Origin of the sequence: Pantoea sp. USHLN256 (assembly GCF_037149875.1) — a bacterium.
In the GTDB taxonomy this organism is placed as follows: domain Bacteria; phylum Pseudomonadota; class Gammaproteobacteria; order Enterobacterales; family Enterobacteriaceae; genus Pantoea; species Pantoea nemavictus.
The window spans coordinates 426,966-445,284 of record NZ_JBBCQO010000002.1; the positions used below are offsets into that span (position 1 = coordinate 426,966).

The 18,319-nt window shown below is 52.5% G+C and carries 10 protein-coding genes; 4 read left to right on the forward strand and 6 right to left on the reverse strand.

Features of this window, described 5'->3' with window-relative positions:
* Positions 1-112: 112 nt before the first annotated feature.
* The 3 genes from WFL93_RS06960 to WFL93_RS06970 all read right to left on the reverse strand — a co-directional run bounded on the left by WFL93_RS06960 (position 113) and on the right by WFL93_RS06970 (position 10,270).
* The gene (locus WFL93_RS06960; RefSeq protein ID WP_336777644.1) at positions 113-5,233 is read right to left on the reverse strand and encodes an Ig-like domain-containing protein; all 5,121 of its coding nucleotides are present in this window, start codon (positions 5,231-5,233) and stop codon (positions 113-115) included.
* 288 nt (positions 5,234-5,521) lie between these two features.
* Entirely contained in the window at positions 5,522-9,568 is a 4,047-nt protein-coding gene (locus WFL93_RS06965; RefSeq protein WP_336777645.1) for an Ig-like domain-containing protein, read from the reverse strand.
* Positions 9,569-9,787: 219 nt separating this feature from the next.
* Positions 9,788-10,270 (reverse strand): cold-shock protein, encoded by a 483-nt coding sequence (locus WFL93_RS06970; RefSeq protein ID WP_336777646.1) that lies wholly within the window; start codon positions 10,268-10,270, stop codon positions 9,788-9,790.
* A 190-nt stretch (positions 10,271-10,460) separates the two neighbouring features.
* Here WFL93_RS06970 and WFL93_RS06975 point away from each other — a divergent pair, with 190 nt between their 5' ends.
* Entirely contained in the window at positions 10,461-11,159 is a 699-nt protein-coding gene (locus tag WFL93_RS06975; RefSeq protein ID WP_336777964.1) for an RluA family pseudouridine synthase, read from the forward strand.
* A gap of 16 nt (positions 11,160-11,175) precedes the next feature.
* Here the strand turns inward: WFL93_RS06975 and WFL93_RS06980 are convergent, their stop codons facing one another.
* Together WFL93_RS06980 and eptB are read right to left on the reverse strand one after the other, a co-directional pair.
* Complete coding sequence (locus tag WFL93_RS06980; protein ID WP_007886025.1) at positions 11,176-11,715, reverse strand: DUF2058 domain-containing protein; 540 nt, start codon at positions 11,713-11,715, stop codon at positions 11,176-11,178.
* 133 nt (positions 11,716-11,848) lie between these two features.
* On the reverse strand, positions 11,849-13,507 hold the full coding sequence (gene eptB, locus WFL93_RS06985; protein WP_336777647.1) for a kdo(2)-lipid A phosphoethanolamine 7''-transferase: 1,659 nt from the start codon (positions 13,505-13,507) through the stop codon (positions 11,849-11,851).
* A 466-nt stretch (positions 13,508-13,973) separates the two neighbouring features.
* Here eptB and WFL93_RS06990 point away from each other — a divergent pair, with 466 nt between their 5' ends.
* The 3 genes from WFL93_RS06990 (at position 13,974) to yajD (ending at position 16,596) form a co-directional block, all read left to right on the forward strand.
* Positions 13,974-14,957: a DUF1852 domain-containing protein gene (locus tag WFL93_RS06990; RefSeq protein ID WP_336777648.1), complete on the forward strand. Its 984-nt coding sequence runs from the start codon at positions 13,974-13,976 to the stop codon at positions 14,955-14,957.
* Positions 14,958-14,983: 26 nt separating this feature from the next.
* Positions 14,984-16,015 carry a methionine synthase gene (locus tag WFL93_RS06995; protein ID WP_007886022.1) on the forward strand — a complete coding sequence of 344 codons (1,032 nt, stop codon included), beginning with the start codon at positions 14,984-14,986 and terminating at the stop codon, positions 16,013-16,015.
* A gap of 233 nt (positions 16,016-16,248) precedes the next feature.
* On the forward strand, positions 16,249-16,596 hold the full coding sequence (gene yajD / locus WFL93_RS07000; RefSeq protein ID WP_007886021.1) for an HNH nuclease YajD: 348 nt from the start codon (positions 16,249-16,251) through the stop codon (positions 16,594-16,596).
* Positions 16,597-16,640: 44 nt separating this feature from the next.
* Here the strand turns inward: yajD and fliD are convergent, their stop codons facing one another.
* Entirely contained in the window at positions 16,641-18,053 is a 1,413-nt protein-coding gene (fliD, locus tag WFL93_RS07005) for a flagellar filament capping protein FliD (protein ID WP_336777649.1), read from the reverse strand.
* Positions 18,054-18,319: the final 266 nt, after the last annotated feature.

Consider the following 18,319-nt stretch of genomic DNA (forward strand, 5'->3'; position numbering starts at 1 on the left):
TTCAAGCAAATACGATTGATACAAGCCAGTGAGTTTATGGGTGCGTTACAGCGATTAAATAACAAAACCGCTGCTTTCAGGGCAGCGGTTTAATTTACAGACTGAAATAAAGTTAGTGATTATCTAACGTGGTATGGATCCCCATCTGCACCAGCAGTTCCGCCGATTGGTTACTGTGCTGGAACACCTGATACTCCACGCCCGCTACTTTTACGTTACCGACGCTATTCCATTCACCGCTGTCCGAGCCATCCGGCATCAAGTCACTTAGCGTCAACTCACGCCCCGCTTCTCCGATAACTTTTAACTGAATTTTGCCGTCATTGATAAACAGGTCACTTTCGCCGCCACTGAGCACATCCTGCAGATTCAGGCTCAGCGTGGAGAGGTTTTGCTCGTTCATATCGATTTGATGTGCAGCCTCGCTGGACGCGATGGCTGGTGCATCTGCCAGGCTTGAAACCGCTGGCGAGGGTTCGGCCTCTTTGTGCAGCGCAATGGCGATATCATCGATCCAGAAGTCATTCCCGTTTCCCGTACTGACGCGGTTGTTGATCGCCAGCGTAACGGTGCCGGTGGTGGTTGCCACCCAGGAACCCTCCACTTTTTGTGGCGTACTTGAAACCGTGTAGTAGCTGCTTACCGGTACCCCATCCACCGTCAATGCCAATTGTGCAGGGTTTATCAACGCATACGACGTAATTCGACTCAGAATAAAGTTGAAGTCATAGGTTTCACCTGCCTGAACATTGATTTGCAGATTCATGACGTCACCGCCGTAGTCAACTGTTGAACTGGCCGTGATGAACTCCAGCTGATAACCCCCACCTGCAGTGGCTCTAACGAATGTGTCATTAGGGCGCGTGTAATTGCCAAGGATAGTCCAGCCGTTAAAGGTGCCGTCATTGAAATCCCACACCGTGCCGAGTTTGAAATCATACGGCTCGGAGATCGCGGATTTGTTCCCCGCCGCATCACGGCTATAGGCGGTGAGATTGTGCAGGCCAGGCATCAGTTCGGGCAGCGTCCAGCTCCACGCGCCTGTGCCGTCGGCCTGGAACGAACCGAGGAAGTTATCGTTATCATACAAATACACCACCGAGTTCGGCTCGGCCGTACCGCTGAAGGTCGGCGTGGTGTCATCGGTAATGCGGCCTTTAAAGATCGCTTCGGTGAGTGCTCCGACATTGTCACTGCCGATGGTAATGACCGGTGCGACCGGCTCCGAGGTGTCCACGTTGATGGTGAACGGATCGGACAGCGCCGAGATATTACCGGCCTTGTCAACAGCTTGTACCCGCAGCACGTGCTCGCTGTCGCTGAAGCGCTTGGTTGTCGGGTACTGCCACGTCCAGTCTGAGGTGGTGGAGACAAAGCTGTGGATTGCCGTCGCGCCGTCGTAAATGGTGATCAGGCTGCCCGCTTCTGTCGTGCCGCGAAGCACCGGGCGCGCATCGTTGGTGAGTCCGGTGCCATCGTTCGGCAGCGCGCCGGTCACGCCGCCCGCTACCGTGTCGGTCACGCTGGTGATGGTGGGCTGAGCGATTTGCGTGTCAACGTTGATGGTGAACGGATCCGACAGTGTCGAGGTGTTGCCCGCTTTGTCTATTGCCTGCACGCGCAGCACGTGCTCGCCGTCGCCGAAGCGCGTGGTGGTTGGATACTGCCATGTCCAGTCAGATGTTGTTGAAACGAAACTGTGGATCGCGGTGCTGCCGTCGTAGATGGTGATCAGGCTGCCCGGCTCGACCGTACCGCTCAGTACCGGGCGGTTATCGTTGGTCAGGCCGGTGCCGTCGTTAGTAATTGCGCCGGTGACGCCGCCCGCTACCGCATCAACGATGCTGGAGATCGTTGGCTGTGCAACCTGGGTATCGACGTTGATGGTGAACGGATCCGACAGCACCGAGGTGTTGCCGGCTTTGTCCACCGCCTGCACGCGCAGCACGTGCTCGCCGTCGCTGAAGCGCCCGGTCGTCGGGTACTGCCACGTCCAGGTCGATCCGGACACAACAAAACTGTGAATCAGCGTATTACCGTCGTAAATAGTGATAGTGCTGCCCGGCTCAACCGTGCCATTGAGTACCGGACGGTTGTCGTTGGTCAGGCCGGTGCCGTCGTTGGTAATCGCGCCGGTCACGCCGCCCGCCACCGTATCAACGATGCTGGAAATCGATGGCTGTGCGATTTGCGTATCAACGTTGATGGTGAACGGATCGGACAGCACCGAGGTGTTGCCGGCTTTGTCCACCGCCTGCACGCGTAACACGTGCTCGCCGTCAATGAAGCGTGCGGTGGTTGGATACTGCCACGTCCAGTCTGAGGTGGTGGAGACAAAGCTGTGGATCGCCGTCGTGCCGTCGTAAATGGTGATCAGGCTGCCTGGCTCAACCGTGCCGCTCAGTCTCGGGCGGTTGTCGTTGGTCAGCCCGGTGCCGTCGTTGGCGATCGCACCGGTCACGCCGCCCGCAACCGCGTCGGTCACGCTGGCAATGGTTGGCTGTGCGATTTGCGTGTCGACGTTGATGGTGAACGGATCCGACAGCACCGAAGTGTTGCCGGCTTTATCCACCGCCTGCACGCGTAACACGTGCTCGCCGTCAATGAAGCGCCCGGTGGTCGGGTACTGCCACGTCCAGTCTGAGGTGGTCGACACGAAACTGTGGATCGCGGTGCTGCCGTCGTAGATGGTGATAAGGCTGCCCGCTTCTGTTGTGCCGCGAAGCACCGGGCGGTTGTCGTTGGTGAGGCCGGTGCCGTCGTTAGTAATCGCGCCGGTGACGCCGCCCGCCACGCCATCAACGATGCTGGAAATCGTTGGCTGTGCAACCTGGGTATCGACGTTGATGGTGAACGAGTCCGACAGCACCGAGGTGTTGCCGGCTTTGTCCACCGCCTGCACGCGCAAAACGTGCTCGCCGTCGCTGAAGCGCCCGGTGGTCGGGTACTGCCACGTCCAGTCTGAGGTGGTAGAGACAAAGCTGTGGATCGCCGTCGTGCCGTCGAAGATGGTGATCAGGCTGCCCGCTTCTGTTGTGCCGCGAAGCACCGGCCGGTTGTCGTTGGTCAGGCCGGTGCCGTCGTTAGTAATTGCGCCGGTGACGCCGCCCGCCACGCCATCAACGATGCTGGAAATAGTAGGCTGCGCGATTTGCGTGTCGACGTTAATGGTAAACGGGTCGGACAGCACCGATGTGTTGCCCGCTTTATCCACCGCCTTCACGCGCAAAACGTGCTCGCCGTCGCTGAACTGCCCGTTCGTCGGGAATTGCCACGTCCACGTTGAGGTGGTGGATACAAAACTGTGTATTGCCGTGCTGCCGTCGTAGATGGTGATCAGGCTGCCCGCTTCGACCTTGCCGCTCAGTACCGGGCGAGCATCATTGGTCAGCCCGGTGCCGTCGTTAGTAATCGCGCCGGTGACGCCGCCCGCCACGCCATCAACGATGCTGGAAATCGTTGGCTGTGCAACCTGGGTATCGACGTTGATGGTGAACGAGTCCGACAGCACCGAGGTGTTGCCGGCTTTGTCCACCGCCTGCACGCGCAAAACGTGCTCGCCGTCGCTGAAGCGCCCGGTGGTCGGGTACTGCCACGTCCAGTCTGAGGTGGTAGAGACAAAGCTGTGGATCGCCGTCGTGCCGTCGAAGATGGTGATCAGGCTGCCCGCTTCTGTTGTGCCGCGAAGCACCGGCCGGTTGTCGTTGGTCAGGCCGGTGCCGTCGTTAGTAATTGCGCCGGTGACGCCGCCCGCCACGCCATCAACGATGCTGGAAATAGTAGGCTGCGCGATTTGCGTGTCGACGTTAATGGTAAACGGGTCGGACAGCACCGATGTGTTGCCCGCTTTATCCACCGCCTTCACGCGCAGCACGTGCTCACCGTCACTGAAGCCGGAATCTGCCGGGAATTGCCACGTCCACGTTGAGGTGGTGGATACAAAACTGTGTATTGCCGTGCTGCCGTCATAAATGGTGATTAGGCTGCCCGCCTCGACCTTGCCGCTCAGTACCGGGCGAGCATCGTTGGTCAGCCCGGTGCCGTCGTTAGCAATCGCGCCGGTCACGCCGCCATCAACCGCATCTGTAATACTGCTGATGGTCGGTTTCGCAATCTGCGTATCCACTTCAACCCGGTAATCCGCAGTCGGCTTGCTGGTGTTGCCCACCGCGTCCGTGGCGGTAACGCTGATACGCTGCGCGCCCTCTTCCATCACCGGCGTGCGGAAACGCCAGTTGCCGTCGGCGTCGGTTATCGCCGTGCCGACCACCGTGCCGTTGATGGTGATTTCAATTTTTGCACCGGGCTCTGAGCGTCCGCTCAGCCACGGCTGCGTGTCGTTGGTCAGCCCACCTGACGGAATATCGCCGGTCAGGCTGCCGACGTTATCCGCCAGATTATCCAGCGATACCGCCGGCGGCGTGAGGTCAATGTGCAGCTCAAAGTGAACCGACGCCGCACTGATTTTGCCCTGCGGCGTGCTCTCTACCGCCGTCAGCTGATGTCGCCCTTCCGCCATAGCCAGCGGCTTAATTTTCCAGCTGCCATCTTCCGCCACCACCCCGGAGCCCAGACATTCGCCGTTGCTGTAGATATGAATCAGGTTGCCCGGCGCGCTGCCCTGGCCGCTGATATCCGGCTGCGCATTGCCGGTGACCGCGCCATGCTGCAGGCTGGCGGATTCGCCGCCGCGCTCATCATGCCCCTGCACGATGGTTGGTGCCGGAATCGGGCTCTCTTTACCGCTGTGCTGGTTCTGCAGCGCCAGCACGCCGCCGCCCAGCGCCAGCAGACCGGCAAAGGCCGCCATGGCTTTTAAAAAGCCGTTGTCGCCCAGCGGTGAATAGGCGGAGACCGGCCCCTGCGAGCTGCGGCTCATGATCATCACCGCGCTTTGATCGTCGGTGAACGCATCAGCGTCAATGCTGGCATCGGCGGCATGAATGTACTCGTGCAGCGCGCCGCTGGCATCCAGCCCCATCACATCGCCGGGCAGATCGTAGTAATCCACAATGATCAGCTGCGGTTCATCCTCGCCGGGCTGGCGGATCTCAAGGTTTTTACCCTTACGTTTAAGCAACAGATGTTCAGGACCCGCCGCCGTTTTCTCCGCGCCCTGAGTGATCACATAGCGGTTGCCCGCCACGGCCTGAAGCCTGAATGCTTTGCCTTGCGGCAGCGTGACCCGCTGCGAAGCAACGCCATCGTTTAACAACGTAAGATTTAATGTCATGTCTCAATCCGCCAGAGTGTTTACTGAACCAGCCCGGTAGGAAGACGGGTGGGGTTATATGGGAATTTTCTCAAATGAAGCGCTGAGGTAATACGAGATGCGGCCTGGATTGGTGAGATTCAGGTTTTAGGTATTGATTTATCGTTGTTTTCGCAATGCAGATTGCAATGAAAGGCGTTTGCATAACGCCAACATTTCAATAAAAAAAGCCGCTATCTTCGGCGATAGCGGCTTGGTCAAGATCGTGGGCGATAGGGATTTCAAGCGACGCCCACGACGGGTAACTGATTACGCTTGCAGCAGATCCTGCATCTGTTCAGCTGACAGCGTGTCACTGCTCATCAAGGTGTTAACCCCTTCTAAGCCGGTTTCAACTTGCATATCCGCGTCACTGATGACCAACTCCATCTCTGGCAGGGCAGCGGTGGTGCTAAACGCCTGGAACAGTTGAGGCGCTTCATCTGCCAGTAACGCGTTGTAGCTAAACGTCTCTGCCATCGACTGCGCTTCCTGCTCTGCGGCTTGCTCTGCGATGTATTGGCGCAGGCTGTGGGCGTTCACCTTAATCTGCACCGGCTCGCTGCTCAGCGAACCCACTTTGACCTGCAGAGTATGCTCGGTGCTGATGAAGTAACGGCTGGCGCTCCAGTTACCGTCAGCATCAGCATATTCCGTCAGCGACAAACGTCCATTCACCCACAACTCTACTTTTGCGTGCGGTGGCGCGAATCCGGTAATGCGCGGCTCGTTATCGGTCAGGCCGTTACTCTGTTGCACCGCATCCACGTTGCCTGCCGAGGAGATAACGGAGGAAATGGCCAGTTTTGGCGCAGGTGCTGGCTCTGGCGCAGGTTCAGTTACGATTGGGGTCAGATTTTCCTGCTCGTTCGCCTCTTGTGCGGCAATGAATTTACGCAGGTTGTAGGCTGAAACGGTAATTTTCACCGCTTCGCTGGTGAGAGAACCGACCTTGATTTGCAGGGTATGTTCCGCATCAATAAACCAGCGACTCGCGCTCCACTTGCCGTTCGCATCGGCACGTTCAGTGAGCGAGAGGCGTCCATTCACCCAGATCTCAACCGTGGAATGCGGCGGTGCGTAACCAGCGATCAGCGGCTCTTTATCGGTCAGGCCGTTGCTCTGTTTCAGCGCATCAATGTTGCCTTCCGAGGAGATCACTGACGTGATGGCCAGTTTTGGCAGCGGCTCAGGTTCTGGCTGCGGTGCCGGTTCGGTCACCAAGGCTTCTACATGGACTCCCCACTGGAAATCCAGTCGTTGACCATTGATGGCGATTTCCAGTTGATGCTGACCTGCGGTGAGCGTGGTCTGGGCAACCCATTTACCTTCAGCATCAGCCCTTGCGCTGCCAACAACATTTTTGCCTGAATAGATGAGCACCAGTTCGCCTGCAGGTGCCGTACCGGTGACAAACAGGTCGTTTGACTGCGTTTTTGCGCCTGAATCGATGATCTGAGACTGCGCCTCATCTTCCCAGACACCGGTGATCCACAGTGGAGTGGGTTCCGGGGTGGGTTCTGGAGTTGGTTCCGGCGTTGGCTCTGGCGTTGGCTCTGGCGTTGGCTCTGGCGTCGGTTCCGGCGTTGGTTCCGGAGTTGGCTCTGGCGTTGGCTCTGGCGTCGGTTCCGGTTTCGGTTCTGGAATAGGTTCTGGAGCTGGCTCAGGAATAGGTTCCGGCGTTGGCTCAACCTCTTCAACGGCAATGACGTTCAGGTTAAAGCTCTGACTCGCGATACCGTTGGCTTTCACCACAATCTGGTTAGCGCCGGTTGCCAAAGCAGATTCAGGTTCAAAACTCCATGCGCCCAGCGCATCCGCTTTGGTGCTGCCGATAAACTGATTATTGGCGTAGATTTCAACCACCGCGTTACGCGTGCTGGTGCCGAACATTTTAGGCTGTGCATCATCGGTGGTGCCGTTATGGCGGATAATGCCGCCTTCACCCACATCATCCAGCATGTTGGTGACCGTTGGGCTTGGGAAGCGGCTGGCATCGACGTTGATCTGATATTCAGCGCTTTGCTGATCGCCGGAAACCACATAGAAGCCATGATTACCACCGCGGCTCACAATCACTCTCTCATCCCAGTGACCGCTGGCCTGGCTCATGGTGCTACCGATCTCTTTGCCATCAACATAAATACGCACCAGCGTATTGGGTTCGGCAAAGCCCATCAGCAGTACAGATGCCGCATTCACCGCGCTGCCCTGAATGGCCGCATCGATAAACAGAGTTGGCTCTGGCGTTGGCTCAACTTCTTCAACCGCGATAACGCTCAGGAAGAAACTCTGGCTAGTGATGCCGTTGGCTTTCACTTCGATTTGGTGCGGGCCGGTCGCCAGAGGCAAAGTCGGTTCAAAACTCCATACGCCTTGCTCATTGGCTTTTGCGCTGCCAATAAATAGGTTGTTGGCGTAGATATCAACTATCGCATTACGCGTGCTGGTGCCGGACATTTTTGGCTGTGCGTCGTCGGTGGTGCCGTTGTTGCGGATGATGCCGCCTTCGCCCACATCATCCAGCATGCTGGTGAGCGTTGGGCGCGGGAATCGGCTGGCATCGACGTTGACCTGATATTCAGCGCTTTGCTGATCGCCGGAAACCACATAGAAGCCATGATTACCGCCGCTGCTCACAATGACTCTTTCATCCCAGTGACCGCTGGCCTGGCTCATGGTGCTACCGATTTCTTTGCCATCAACATAAATACGCACCAGCGTATTCGGTTCAGCAAAGCCCATCAGCAATACGGATGCAGCAGTGACGGCGCTGCCCTGAATGGCCCCGTCGATAAACAGAGTCGGTTCTGGCGTTGGCTCAACTTCAACGGGGATGACGTTCAGGAAGAAACTCTGGCTGGTGATACCGTTGGCTTTCACTTCGATTTGGTGCGGACCGGTGGCCAGAGGCGAAGTTGGTTCAAAACTCCATACGCCTTGCTCATTGGCTTTCGCGCTGCCAATAAATAGGTTGTTGGCGTAGATATCAACTATCGCGTTACGCGTGCTGGTACCGGACATTTTTGGCTGTGCGTCGTCGGTGGTGCCGTTATTGCGGATGATGCCGCCTTCGCCCACATCATCCAGCATGCTGTTGAGGGTTGGGCGCGGGAATTTGCTCGCATTGACGTTGAAGCTAAAATCAGCGCTGCGCTGATCGCCCGCCACGACATGGAAGTTATAATTCCCGCCGCTGTTAACCTCGACTCTTTCATTCCAGTCGCCGCCGGCGTTACTCATCGTGCTGCCAATCTCTTTGCCATCAACAAAAATGCGCACCAGCGTATTCGGTTCGGCAACCCCCACCAGCAACACCGATGCAGCTGTTACAAAGCTGCCCTGAATGGCGAAGTCAATTAGTAATGGTGAACTGAACTCCTGCGCGACCTCTTCCTCAACCACCACCGGTGAGTAATTAACCACGAAAATATCGCTGCTACCGCCCTCTTCAGTCACCAGTCTGATTTCATTGCGGCCTTCCTGAAGCTGGGCTTCGAAGTGCCACTCACCTTTATAGTCTGAATAGTCGCGATAAACGCGTTCACCATTGAGGTAAATCTCTACCGTGGTGTATTGCGAGGTCACTTTGCCGCCTAACTGCAGCGTTGCGGAACCCACGGTTTCATCGTGGTTGACGGGCGCCCATTCGCCGTTCGCCAGTAATACCTCAACGTTATCAATCTGCGTTTGGCCAACAAAATCGACATATGAATCATGCACATCAATGCTGAAAGGCTGGCTGGATTCACCGCCAGCACTGATATGTAACTGCTGCGCGCCCGGCGACAATTTCTCTGCCAGCATCCAGCTGCCATCTTCACCTGCGCGCACGCTGCCAACTGCCTCATTATTGGCGTACAGCGTTACGATTTGGTTTGGCTGCGCGGTACCGTAGATTTTCGGTGACTGGTCGTCAGTAGACTGTCCCGGGCGCAGATACCCTTCGCTGCCGATGTTGTCATAGATATGGCTGATTTGCGGTTCGCGTGGATGAATGGCGGCGACATTAACGCTGTACTCGTCACTGCGCATGCCTTCTGCCGTCATGACACTCAGACGATGTTCGCCGTTGGCCAGAACGGGAGTAAAACTCCAGTTCCCTTTTGCATCGGCTGCAACCACCTTAATCACATTATCGCCGTCCATGATGCGTAGCATGCTGAACGGAGCAGCACTGCCCGCCAGCGTTGGCGTGCGATCCAGCGTGGTTGCGCCGGGTAAGATTAAACCGGAATCCTGAGCATCGGATGTAATGGAAATAATAGCGGGACGGGAAAGGGAATTTGCTGAGTGTGATACATTTCCTGGTATCATATTTGTAACTCCTTGATAAACGAATTATATATTTTCTGACTACATTTATAACGTTCAGAAATTACCAATAATGCGTCGTCTCAGGCTACAAGCCGGGTCTTTCTTAGGTGCGCTTTTTGCTTCAGGGGTTGCGGCGGTAGGGAATGGAAGTGTATGGCGAGGTTTTAAAGGTGCGCAGAGTGCGCACCTTAATAATCAGCAGGAATAGACAATAGTGGTTTAAAGTTTAAGCATTTTCACCGTGGCATCCACGTCTATCTCATCTGCCGAGAAAATGAGCGTGCTTCCCTGGAAGGTGGTGATCGCCAGCTTTTTCAGCGTGCGCATTTCATCAGGCTTAACATCTTTCTTCGGCTTAATGCTGTTCATCAATATACCCACCGACAACACCGGATTCTCTTTATCAATGCGTGTTTCGACCGGTACTTCTTCGCTATATACCACGTAATTTTTGATCGAGGTGAGTTTCAGGCGTTCGCCAGCAATATAGATGTATTTGCTTTCGGGTGACACTTTCACCGCGTAGGCTGACAAGCCTTTGTTATTGGTGGTCGGTTCAAACGTGACCGCGGCATCTTTTTTAATCAGCTCAGGATTAGCGACCTTAATCACATGAAAATAGCGGTTATCGCCATTCTCATCTTTGATAAATCCAAAACCTTTATCCTGAAACCAGGTTGTGATCGTTCCGTTCATCGCCATTACCGCCTACCTAATCGTTATCTACTCAGTTTTTTCAGCGCGCAGTGTAATGCACAATGCCTGCGCAGACTACGTCTACCGGGTAAGTGTGGACGATAAATTTCCACGCGGCGAATCTGCGGCGGGTCAGATTCGCCAGTCAGCGGAAAATTGGTTATTATCCGCCCCCACCTTCCAGCCGGGCAGCCTGATGTCTTCCATTATCGATACCTTTATTGCCCCGCCCTGTCCTGAAGAGATAGAGATTGTTTATCAGGACGAACATCTGCTGCTGATCAACAAGCCTGCTGGCTTGCTCAGCTTGTCCGGGAAAAATCCGCAAAATCTCGATTCAGTCCATCACCGGCTGGTAAAAATGTTTCCCGGCTGCACGCTGGTTCACCGCCTTGATTTTGGGACTTCAGGTTTGATGGTGATTGCCCGCAATAAAACGATGAATGCCGCGCTGTGCCAGCAATTCAGTCAGCGCAGCGTGACCAAGGAGTACAGCGCACTGCTGTGTGGGCATCTGGAACATGATCAGGGCGTGATAGACGCGGCGATAGCGAAAGATCCGGCGTTGTTCCCCAGGATGTCGATTTGCGCCATCCGCGGTAAGCCCGCCCGTTCGCGCTATCAGGTGATTGAGCGTTTTTATCACGAGTGTGATGATGGGACGTTACTGCCGTTAACGCGGGTTGCGTTAAGCCCGGAAACCGGGCGCACTCACCAGCTGCGTATTCATTGCCAGCAGCTGGGCCACCCGATTTGGGGCTGTGACCTGTATGGCGGCCGCCTGTTGCCGGGGACCGAACTAACCTCACGGCTGATGCTGCACGCCAGCGCGCTGCATTTTGTTCATCCCATCACGGCAGAGTGGATAACTGCACGCAGCAACAGCCCGTTCTGAAGCACAATTAACGGGATTACCACATCAAATCATCAGGCACTTTGAAATCAGCGTACGGATCTTCTTCATCCTGCTCTTCCTGACTCAGGGCGCTGTTTAAGACAATGCTGTTCGCATCTCGTTGCGCAATTTTATCGGCTACGCTGGCGGGAATGATGGCGTATTGACTCTCACCATTGTTATCAACCACCAAACGCGCAATGGCCAGACGACCACTAATCAGCTGAGCCTGGGTGGTTTTATCCACCATTATTTTTTTAATTAAATTACCGTCGGTGAAGTTGAAACCAATATTGCCTTTCGAAATGTCGATGCGGTTCATTTCAATCAGTTGCTTCACCTGAGCCTTATACTCTTTGGATAAGGCCGCTTGCTTTTGTTGTTCGCTCAGCTGCTTATCGCGCTCAAGCTGCGCTTTTTTATTCTCTTCAACGGCCTCTCTTGCTTCACGCGCCTGAACGCGTGATTTTTTGGCCGTTCTTTGCACTTTATCCATCTTTTTGCTGGTGACTAATCCAGCTTTAAGCATCTGCTCTTGTAAGGTGAGTTTTGTCATTGTTAGGTCTGAACCGGTTGAAGAATTTGGGGGATTATAGCTGGAATGTCCGCGGCTGTGCCAGCCTGGTGACCGTAAGAGGGGAAGCGATGATAGCCACTTTCCCCTCAGTCACGCTATGCAGCAATAACCCCTATTCCGTATGGGCGCACCAGTTTCTCGCCGGATTAATACCACCATCAGGAGAAGTAAAGCCAGAACAGCCTAAAATAGTGTCGAATAGCTTCTCGTGAAACACCGGCGTTTTATTATTTTGCAGCTGCTCTAATTGTGCGAACGAGGCTTTGTGATCCTTATTACTCAGGAATTTATCCGAGGCCCAAACCATAATTGGAATAGTGCGCTGCGCCATAGGTGCATGGTCACGCGGCGTGCCGTGGAAATGCAGGTTATCGGAAATCGATTCACCATGATCGGAGGCATAAAAGACAATGGCATTTTTATCTTTCAGGCTATCAAACGTCTGCTTAAGAAAGTAATCGGTATACAAAATACTATTGTCATACGAATTAATCATCTCCTGCGTACTGCATGCATCATCAATGCCCTGGCACTCCGGTTGATAACGCGCAAATGCACGAGGATAACGTTCCGTATAAAGATAGTGCGAACCTTTAGTATGCAGAATAACGATATGCTTGCCCTGAGGATGGCGCTGAATAGAATCCTGGAGTTCCGTGACTAAAGCCATATCATCCACCGGTTGCCCTACATGGCGTTTTTCCGCCTGAATAGATTCCCGTAATGCATAGCTGTCTGCCATAACTTTGTTATAGAACCAGGCTTCACTCTGCATAGAATAGAGTTCTTCAGAAAAGCCCTGTTTCTTCATTACCGTGAATACGTTCATCTCTTTCAGCGTTCGCTGCGGTGCTTCTGACGCCCCGCCTTCGCGCACAAACATGCAGCGCAGCGAGAGTTTAGTTGAGGTATCACAGGAATAACCTTGGAGGTGAACCAGATTTTTTTCATGGTCGAGATAAGGCGTGTTGTCACGGTCATAACCGTAAAGTCCCATATGATCGCGGCGTGCGCTCTCGCCAATCACAAACACGATATAAAGGTTGTCAGCATCCTTGGGCGGGTTATAGCGATAATGATCCGTTGGGTCGTAAAGATTTTGATTATCTTCCGCCTGGCTGTAGGAACTGTAAGCCAGTAATCCCACGCCTGATAACCAATTCGAAGGAGAATAGGTCCCGGCCACGATACCGCCGTAGCTGGCCATCATGCGATTGTTGTGTTTGTCTTGCTCATCTTGCATTTTACCCATCAGGTTGAGCGGTAACCAACAACCCATTGCAGCAACCAGAATGGCAACGGTTTTATAAGACCAGTAACGTTTTTTATTAATCGTGGCAGCTGAGCTGGTGCGTAATCCACGCCAAATCAGCCATAACGGAATAATATTGACCGCCACCAGCCACAAGATGAAATGCCAGCCAATGGATTCCTTTGAGAGATCAATCGAATCCGTTGCCAGCACCGCAGCAATAATCCCATAGCCAATATCAATATTGAAAAAGATCATGTAGTAGCTGGCGGCGCTAGAAAATATCACCAGCAGCGTCATCAATAGCCGAGAAATCATCTTGCCGGTTAATGACATTAATAGGGTTAAAAACATCACCAAACAAAATGCGGCGACGACTTCAATGATGACCGACAGAACATTGTCAAATTGCAGTTGATGATAGCGACGAATGAAAATAGGAATATTAAGTAAAATGCCGACATACAACGATACCCATCCCGGTACGTAAAATTGCTCAAGCCAACCCCGTTTAAACATCTTTGCCTCATTATTAGTGTAACTAGATTAATTCGTTCCCTGTAAAAAACGTGCCATTGCTGAGACGACGAGGTTGAGAATGGGTTCAATCTAGCGAGAAGAATGAGCATGTTATAATGTAACAATATGTTGTAGATGGTGTATGGCGCCAAAGCTTCCTAAGTCATCAACCTCTGCCAGCGCTGGGCAAACACCTTTGCTATTTCGCAGTATCGCTAGCCATAAACTGGGATTTTGGCTCCTACTGCATCTGCTCCATACCTCATCCTGCACGCCATCATGAAATTCGTTCATGTTCGTTGAAATTAAATCACTTTTTTTCACCCAGAGACTGAGGCATAAAAGATGCATTGTTAATAACTTAAAATAATATCAAGCCTACTCCCTGAGAGTACCAGCGAAGAAAAGCTGGGAAATCCTGCAAGTCAATCAGGCTTGATATTCGACACTAAGGTGCCAGATTGCGATGACTAACCATTTTGACTTTGCTGTGAAGACGCTGCGTTTCGACGAAAATTATAATCCTTCCGAGAACACGCGTATCACCACCAACTTTGCGAATTTAGCGCGGGGCGAAAAACGCCAGGATAATTTACGCAACGCTTTAGTGATGATTGATAACCGCTTCAATTCTCTGGCGCATTGGGATAACCCCAAAGCGGATCGTTACGCTGTTGAACTCGAAATCGTCTCCGTTGAGTTAAAGATCGCTACAGCAGGCAATGACAATACCTTCCCGGTGATTGAGATATTGAAAACCAATATCGTTGATAAAAAAACCAATGAACGTATTGAAGGCATTGTTGGCAATAACTTCTCGTCTTACGTGCGCGACTATGACTTCAGCGTATTGCTGTCCGAGCATAATAAAAATCATCCAGAGTTCCGCACCCCGGATAACTTTGGTGAACTGCATGGCAACGTCTTCAAATATTTTGTTAACTCGGAGGCGTATAAAAATAACTTCAAAAAAGCGCCGGTTATCTGCCTCAGCGTTTCAAGCAAAAACACCTATTATCGTACCGGCAATGAACATCCGGTACTCGGCGTAGAGTATCAGCAGGATGAACTCTCCCTGACGGATGAATATTTCGGCAAAATGGGATTACGTGCGCGTTATTTCATGCCTGCTAACAGCGTTGCGCCTTTAGCATTTTATTTCCATGGCGATTTACTCAGTGGTTACACCAATCTTGAGCTGATCAGTACCATCAGCACGATGGAGACTTTCCAAAAGATCTATCGTCCTGAGATCTACAACGCTAACTCTGCAGCCGGAAAATACTATCAGCCAAGCCTGAACCACCTCGATTTTTCGTTAACTCAGATTGTTTATGATCGAGAAGAACGTAGCCAGTTGGCTATTGAACAAGGAAAGTTCACTGAAGAGAACTTCATCAAACCATATCAAACTATTCTTGAGCAATGGTTTGCCAATTCCGTTCTTTGATTGATAAAAAAATAAGGTCACCTGCGATGAAAAAATTATTACCGACGTCCACTGCGGGCAGTTTGCCTAAACCTTCCTGGCTTGCTCAGCCGGAGACGCTGTGGTCACCGTGGAAATTGCAAGATCAGGAATTAATCGACGGCAAACAAGATGCGCTTCGTTTATGTCTGGAAGATCAACAACAGGCGGGTATCGATATTGTTAGTGATGGTGAGCAAACGCGCCAACACTTTGTCACTACCTTTATTGAACACCTCAACGGCGTTGATTTTGAGAAGCGTGAAATTGTTAAAATCCGTAATCGCTATGAAGCGAGTGTTCCAACCGTGGTTGGTCCGGTAAGCCGCCAAAAATCGGTGTTTGTTGAGGATGCTAAATTCTTACGCTCCCAAACTGACCAACCGATTAAATGGGCGCTGCCTGGTCCTATGACCATGATTGATACGTTGTATGATAACCACTATAAAAGCCGTGAAAAGCTGGCGTGGGAATTCGCTAAAATCCTCAATGAAGAGGCCAAAGAATTAGAAGCGGTGGGTGTCGATATTATTCAGTTCGATGAACCCGCATTTAACGTTTTCTTTGATGAAGTGAATGAGTGGGGCATTGCCACGCTGGAAAGAGCCATCGAAGGGCTTAAGTGTGAAACCGCTGTGCACATTTGCTACGGTTATGGCATCAAAGCCAATACCGACTGGAAAAAGACGCTGGGTACAGAGTGGCGCCAGTATGAAGAGATCTTCCCTAAACTGCAGAAATCCAATATCGATATCATCTCACTGGAGTGCCAAAACTCGCACGTGCCAATGGAGTTGATGGAGTTGGTTCGCGGTAAAAAGGTGATGGTTGGTGCGATTGATGTGGCGACCAACACCATAGAGACGCCTGAGGAAGTTGCCGCTACGCTACGAAAAGCACTGCAGTATGTCGATGCCGACAAGCTCTATCCGTGCACCAACTGTGGCATGATCCCGTTACCGCGTGGCGTCGCGCGCGGCAAGCTGGATGCGTTAAGTGCCGGCGCAGAGATCGTGCGCAAAGAACTGCAGGCGAAATAATCTCGCCGAAGAGTTGAGTAATTGAAGTTAACTCAGTCTGGATTGCGCGGTGAGGTTTCCCGCTCCTGAACCCGCAACCGGACTGAGTGCTAGCCACGCTGTAATCGCCACGATTTCCCCTTCCCGTTTTAAGAGCCAATAGCTGACTCCGCTCGCCACTTGCAGTACCCTGCTGTCTGGAATAGTTTGCAGCAATCAAAATAAATCACTCTCTTTTAACAGGTACCTCGGCAATGGCTCTGATTCCCAAAAACTACACCCGGCTGGAAAGCGGCTACCGTGAGAAAGCATTAAAAATTTATCCGTGGGTGTGTGGACGCTGCTCGCGAGAATTTGTTTACTCCAACCTACGTGAATTGACGGTGCACCATATCGATCACGACCACACCAATAACCCGGAAGACGGCAGCAACTGGGAGTTATTGTGTCTCTATTGCCATGACCACGAGCACTCTAAATACACGGAAGCCGATCAATACGGCACCAGCGTGGTAGCGGGGGAAGATGCGCAAAAGGATGTCGGTGAAGCCACCTATAATCCTTTTGCGGATTTAAAAGCGATGCTTAATAAGAAAAAATAACCTTATTGCCACCAGGTCGCCATCAGTGGCGACCCGAAGAAACGCTATTTATTCGTCTTAGTAGTACTACTAAACTGCTCTGTCAGATAGTTACTGGTGTTATTCAGTACGCTGACCATCTTATCTAAATTAGTGAACTGCTTTTTATAACGCGCGATGGTGTCATCAATGCGTTTGCTGGCGATATTGTACTGATCGGTCAGCGTATTCAGCTTCTTACTGATGGTATCTGTCGCGCCCTGCAGTACGCCTTTGCTGCTAAGGAAAGCCGTAAAGGTATTATTCATCACCGTCGATACACCGGTTTTTTTGCTATCGCCGACGAACATGTCACGAATCGCTTCCGGTTTAACCTGCAGGCTGCTGGTCAGTTTGGCTGCATCAAGATTAAGCTTACCGCTGGTTGGATCGGTGGTAATACCCGCCTGCGATAAGGTCTTGTAAACGTTGGAGCCCGAACTGTTCGCCAGAATACTTTTCAGCTGCACCTGAATATTGCGCAGCGTGCCATCGCCGATCAGCGCACCATTTTTTCCATCCGGATCTTTACCCGCATCGACAGGCGTATATTTGGTCAAACTCGCCATCGTATCCTGCAGCGAGTTGTAGGCGTTCACCCAATCCGTAATGGCGGTCTTGGCCTTGTTGGTATCGCTGCTGACGGTCAGCGTTTGGTTGCCGGATGTCTCATCATTCAGTTTCAGCGTGATGCCTTCTACCGCGTCGGCAATGACATTGCTGCTGCTCTCAATCGCCACGTTATTAACGGTTAATTTAGCGTTCTGCGCTTCGACACTCTGCGTCATGCCGCTGCCTGCGGTATCCGCAGCATCAAAGCCAATAAAGTCGTGCAAGGTGTCATCACCGGTTACGCTGAGTGATTTCACTGCATTGGCGGTGCCCGATGCGCTTGAGCTTAGCGACAGACGATATTCGGTTGCCGATACCTTAATCAGGCTCGCGGTGACGCCGACATCCGATTTGTTAATGGTGTCACGAATAGCAGCAAGTGAAGTCTGATCTTTGGTCAGCGTAATGCTCTTCTCTTTACCTTCTGCGGTGACAAACTTCATGGTGCGTGTGGCTGCGTCGCTGCCAATCGCCGCTTTGGTATCGGTTTGAGTCGCACTCGTCAGCGTCTGCGACTGTGCCAGCTTCTGCACGCTGATGGTGTATTTGCCGGCCAACGCATTGCCGTTGGAATCTGCGCTAAACGCACTGGAACTGGATGCTGTGGTAGTCGACGTATAAAGCGCGGCATCGTTTAATTTATTGTTTGCCGTCTGGAAAGTCTGAATCGCAGTTTTCAGCGTGCCGTAAGCGGAAAGCTTGGCGGTAGCGGCCGACTGCTGTTTTGAAATTGGCGATAACGATTGTTTTTCGGCCGCGGTCAGCTTGTCGAGAATGGTGCTCAAACCCAGTCCTGAACCGACGCCTAAAGTTGAAATCCCAGTCATGTACGCAACTCCTGTTAATTTAACGTTACGGTACTATCGGCACCCCTAACGCAAACTTTAAGAAATTCTGATCAAATCCTTACACTATCTTTACGCTTTAACCTATCAAGGTTTAGGCAGGCTCAAACGCGCCTGATTAATCGCCGAGGAAACATGATGCATTTCACATTTAACTGTCGCTCTGCTTGTCGGAAATCCTCAGCCGATTATGATCTCGCGAGATTGTTACTGCGTTCAGCGCAGGCAAAACCTGACACGCCGTCCTC

Excerpts from the sequence above, each read along its gene's own strand:
- eptB (WP_336777647.1), bottom strand. The coding sequence starts at position 13,507 with ATGTTTAAACGGGGTTGGCTTGAGCAATTTTACGTACCGGGATGGGTA.
- yajD (WP_007886021.1), top strand. The coding sequence starts at position 16,249 with ATGGCTCTGATTCCCAAAAACTACACCCGGCTGGAAAGCGGCTACCGT.
- WFL93_RS06970 (WP_336777646.1), bottom strand. The coding sequence starts at position 10,270 with ATGGCGATGAACGGAACGATCACAACCTGGTTTCAGGATAAAGGTTTT.
- fliD (WP_336777649.1), bottom strand. The coding sequence starts at position 18,053 with ATGACTGGGATTTCAACTTTAGGCGTCGGTTCAGGACTGGGTTTGAGC.
- WFL93_RS06990 (WP_336777648.1), top strand. The coding sequence starts at position 13,974 with ATGACTAACCATTTTGACTTTGCTGTGAAGACGCTGCGTTTCGACGAA.
- WFL93_RS06965 (WP_336777645.1), bottom strand. The coding sequence starts at position 9,568 with ATGATACCAGGAAATGTATCACACTCAGCAAATTCCCTTTCCCGTCCC.
- WFL93_RS06960 (WP_336777644.1), bottom strand. The coding sequence starts at position 5,233 with ATGACATTAAATCTTACGTTGTTAAACGATGGCGTTGCTTCGCAGCGG.
- WFL93_RS06975 (WP_336777964.1), top strand. The coding sequence starts at position 10,461 with ATGTCTTCCATTATCGATACCTTTATTGCCCCGCCCTGTCCTGAAGAG.
- WFL93_RS06995 (WP_007886022.1), top strand. The coding sequence starts at position 14,984 with ATGAAAAAATTATTACCGACGTCCACTGCGGGCAGTTTGCCTAAACCT.
- WFL93_RS06980 (WP_007886025.1), bottom strand. The coding sequence starts at position 11,715 with ATGACAAAACTCACCTTACAAGAGCAGATGCTTAAAGCTGGATTAGTC.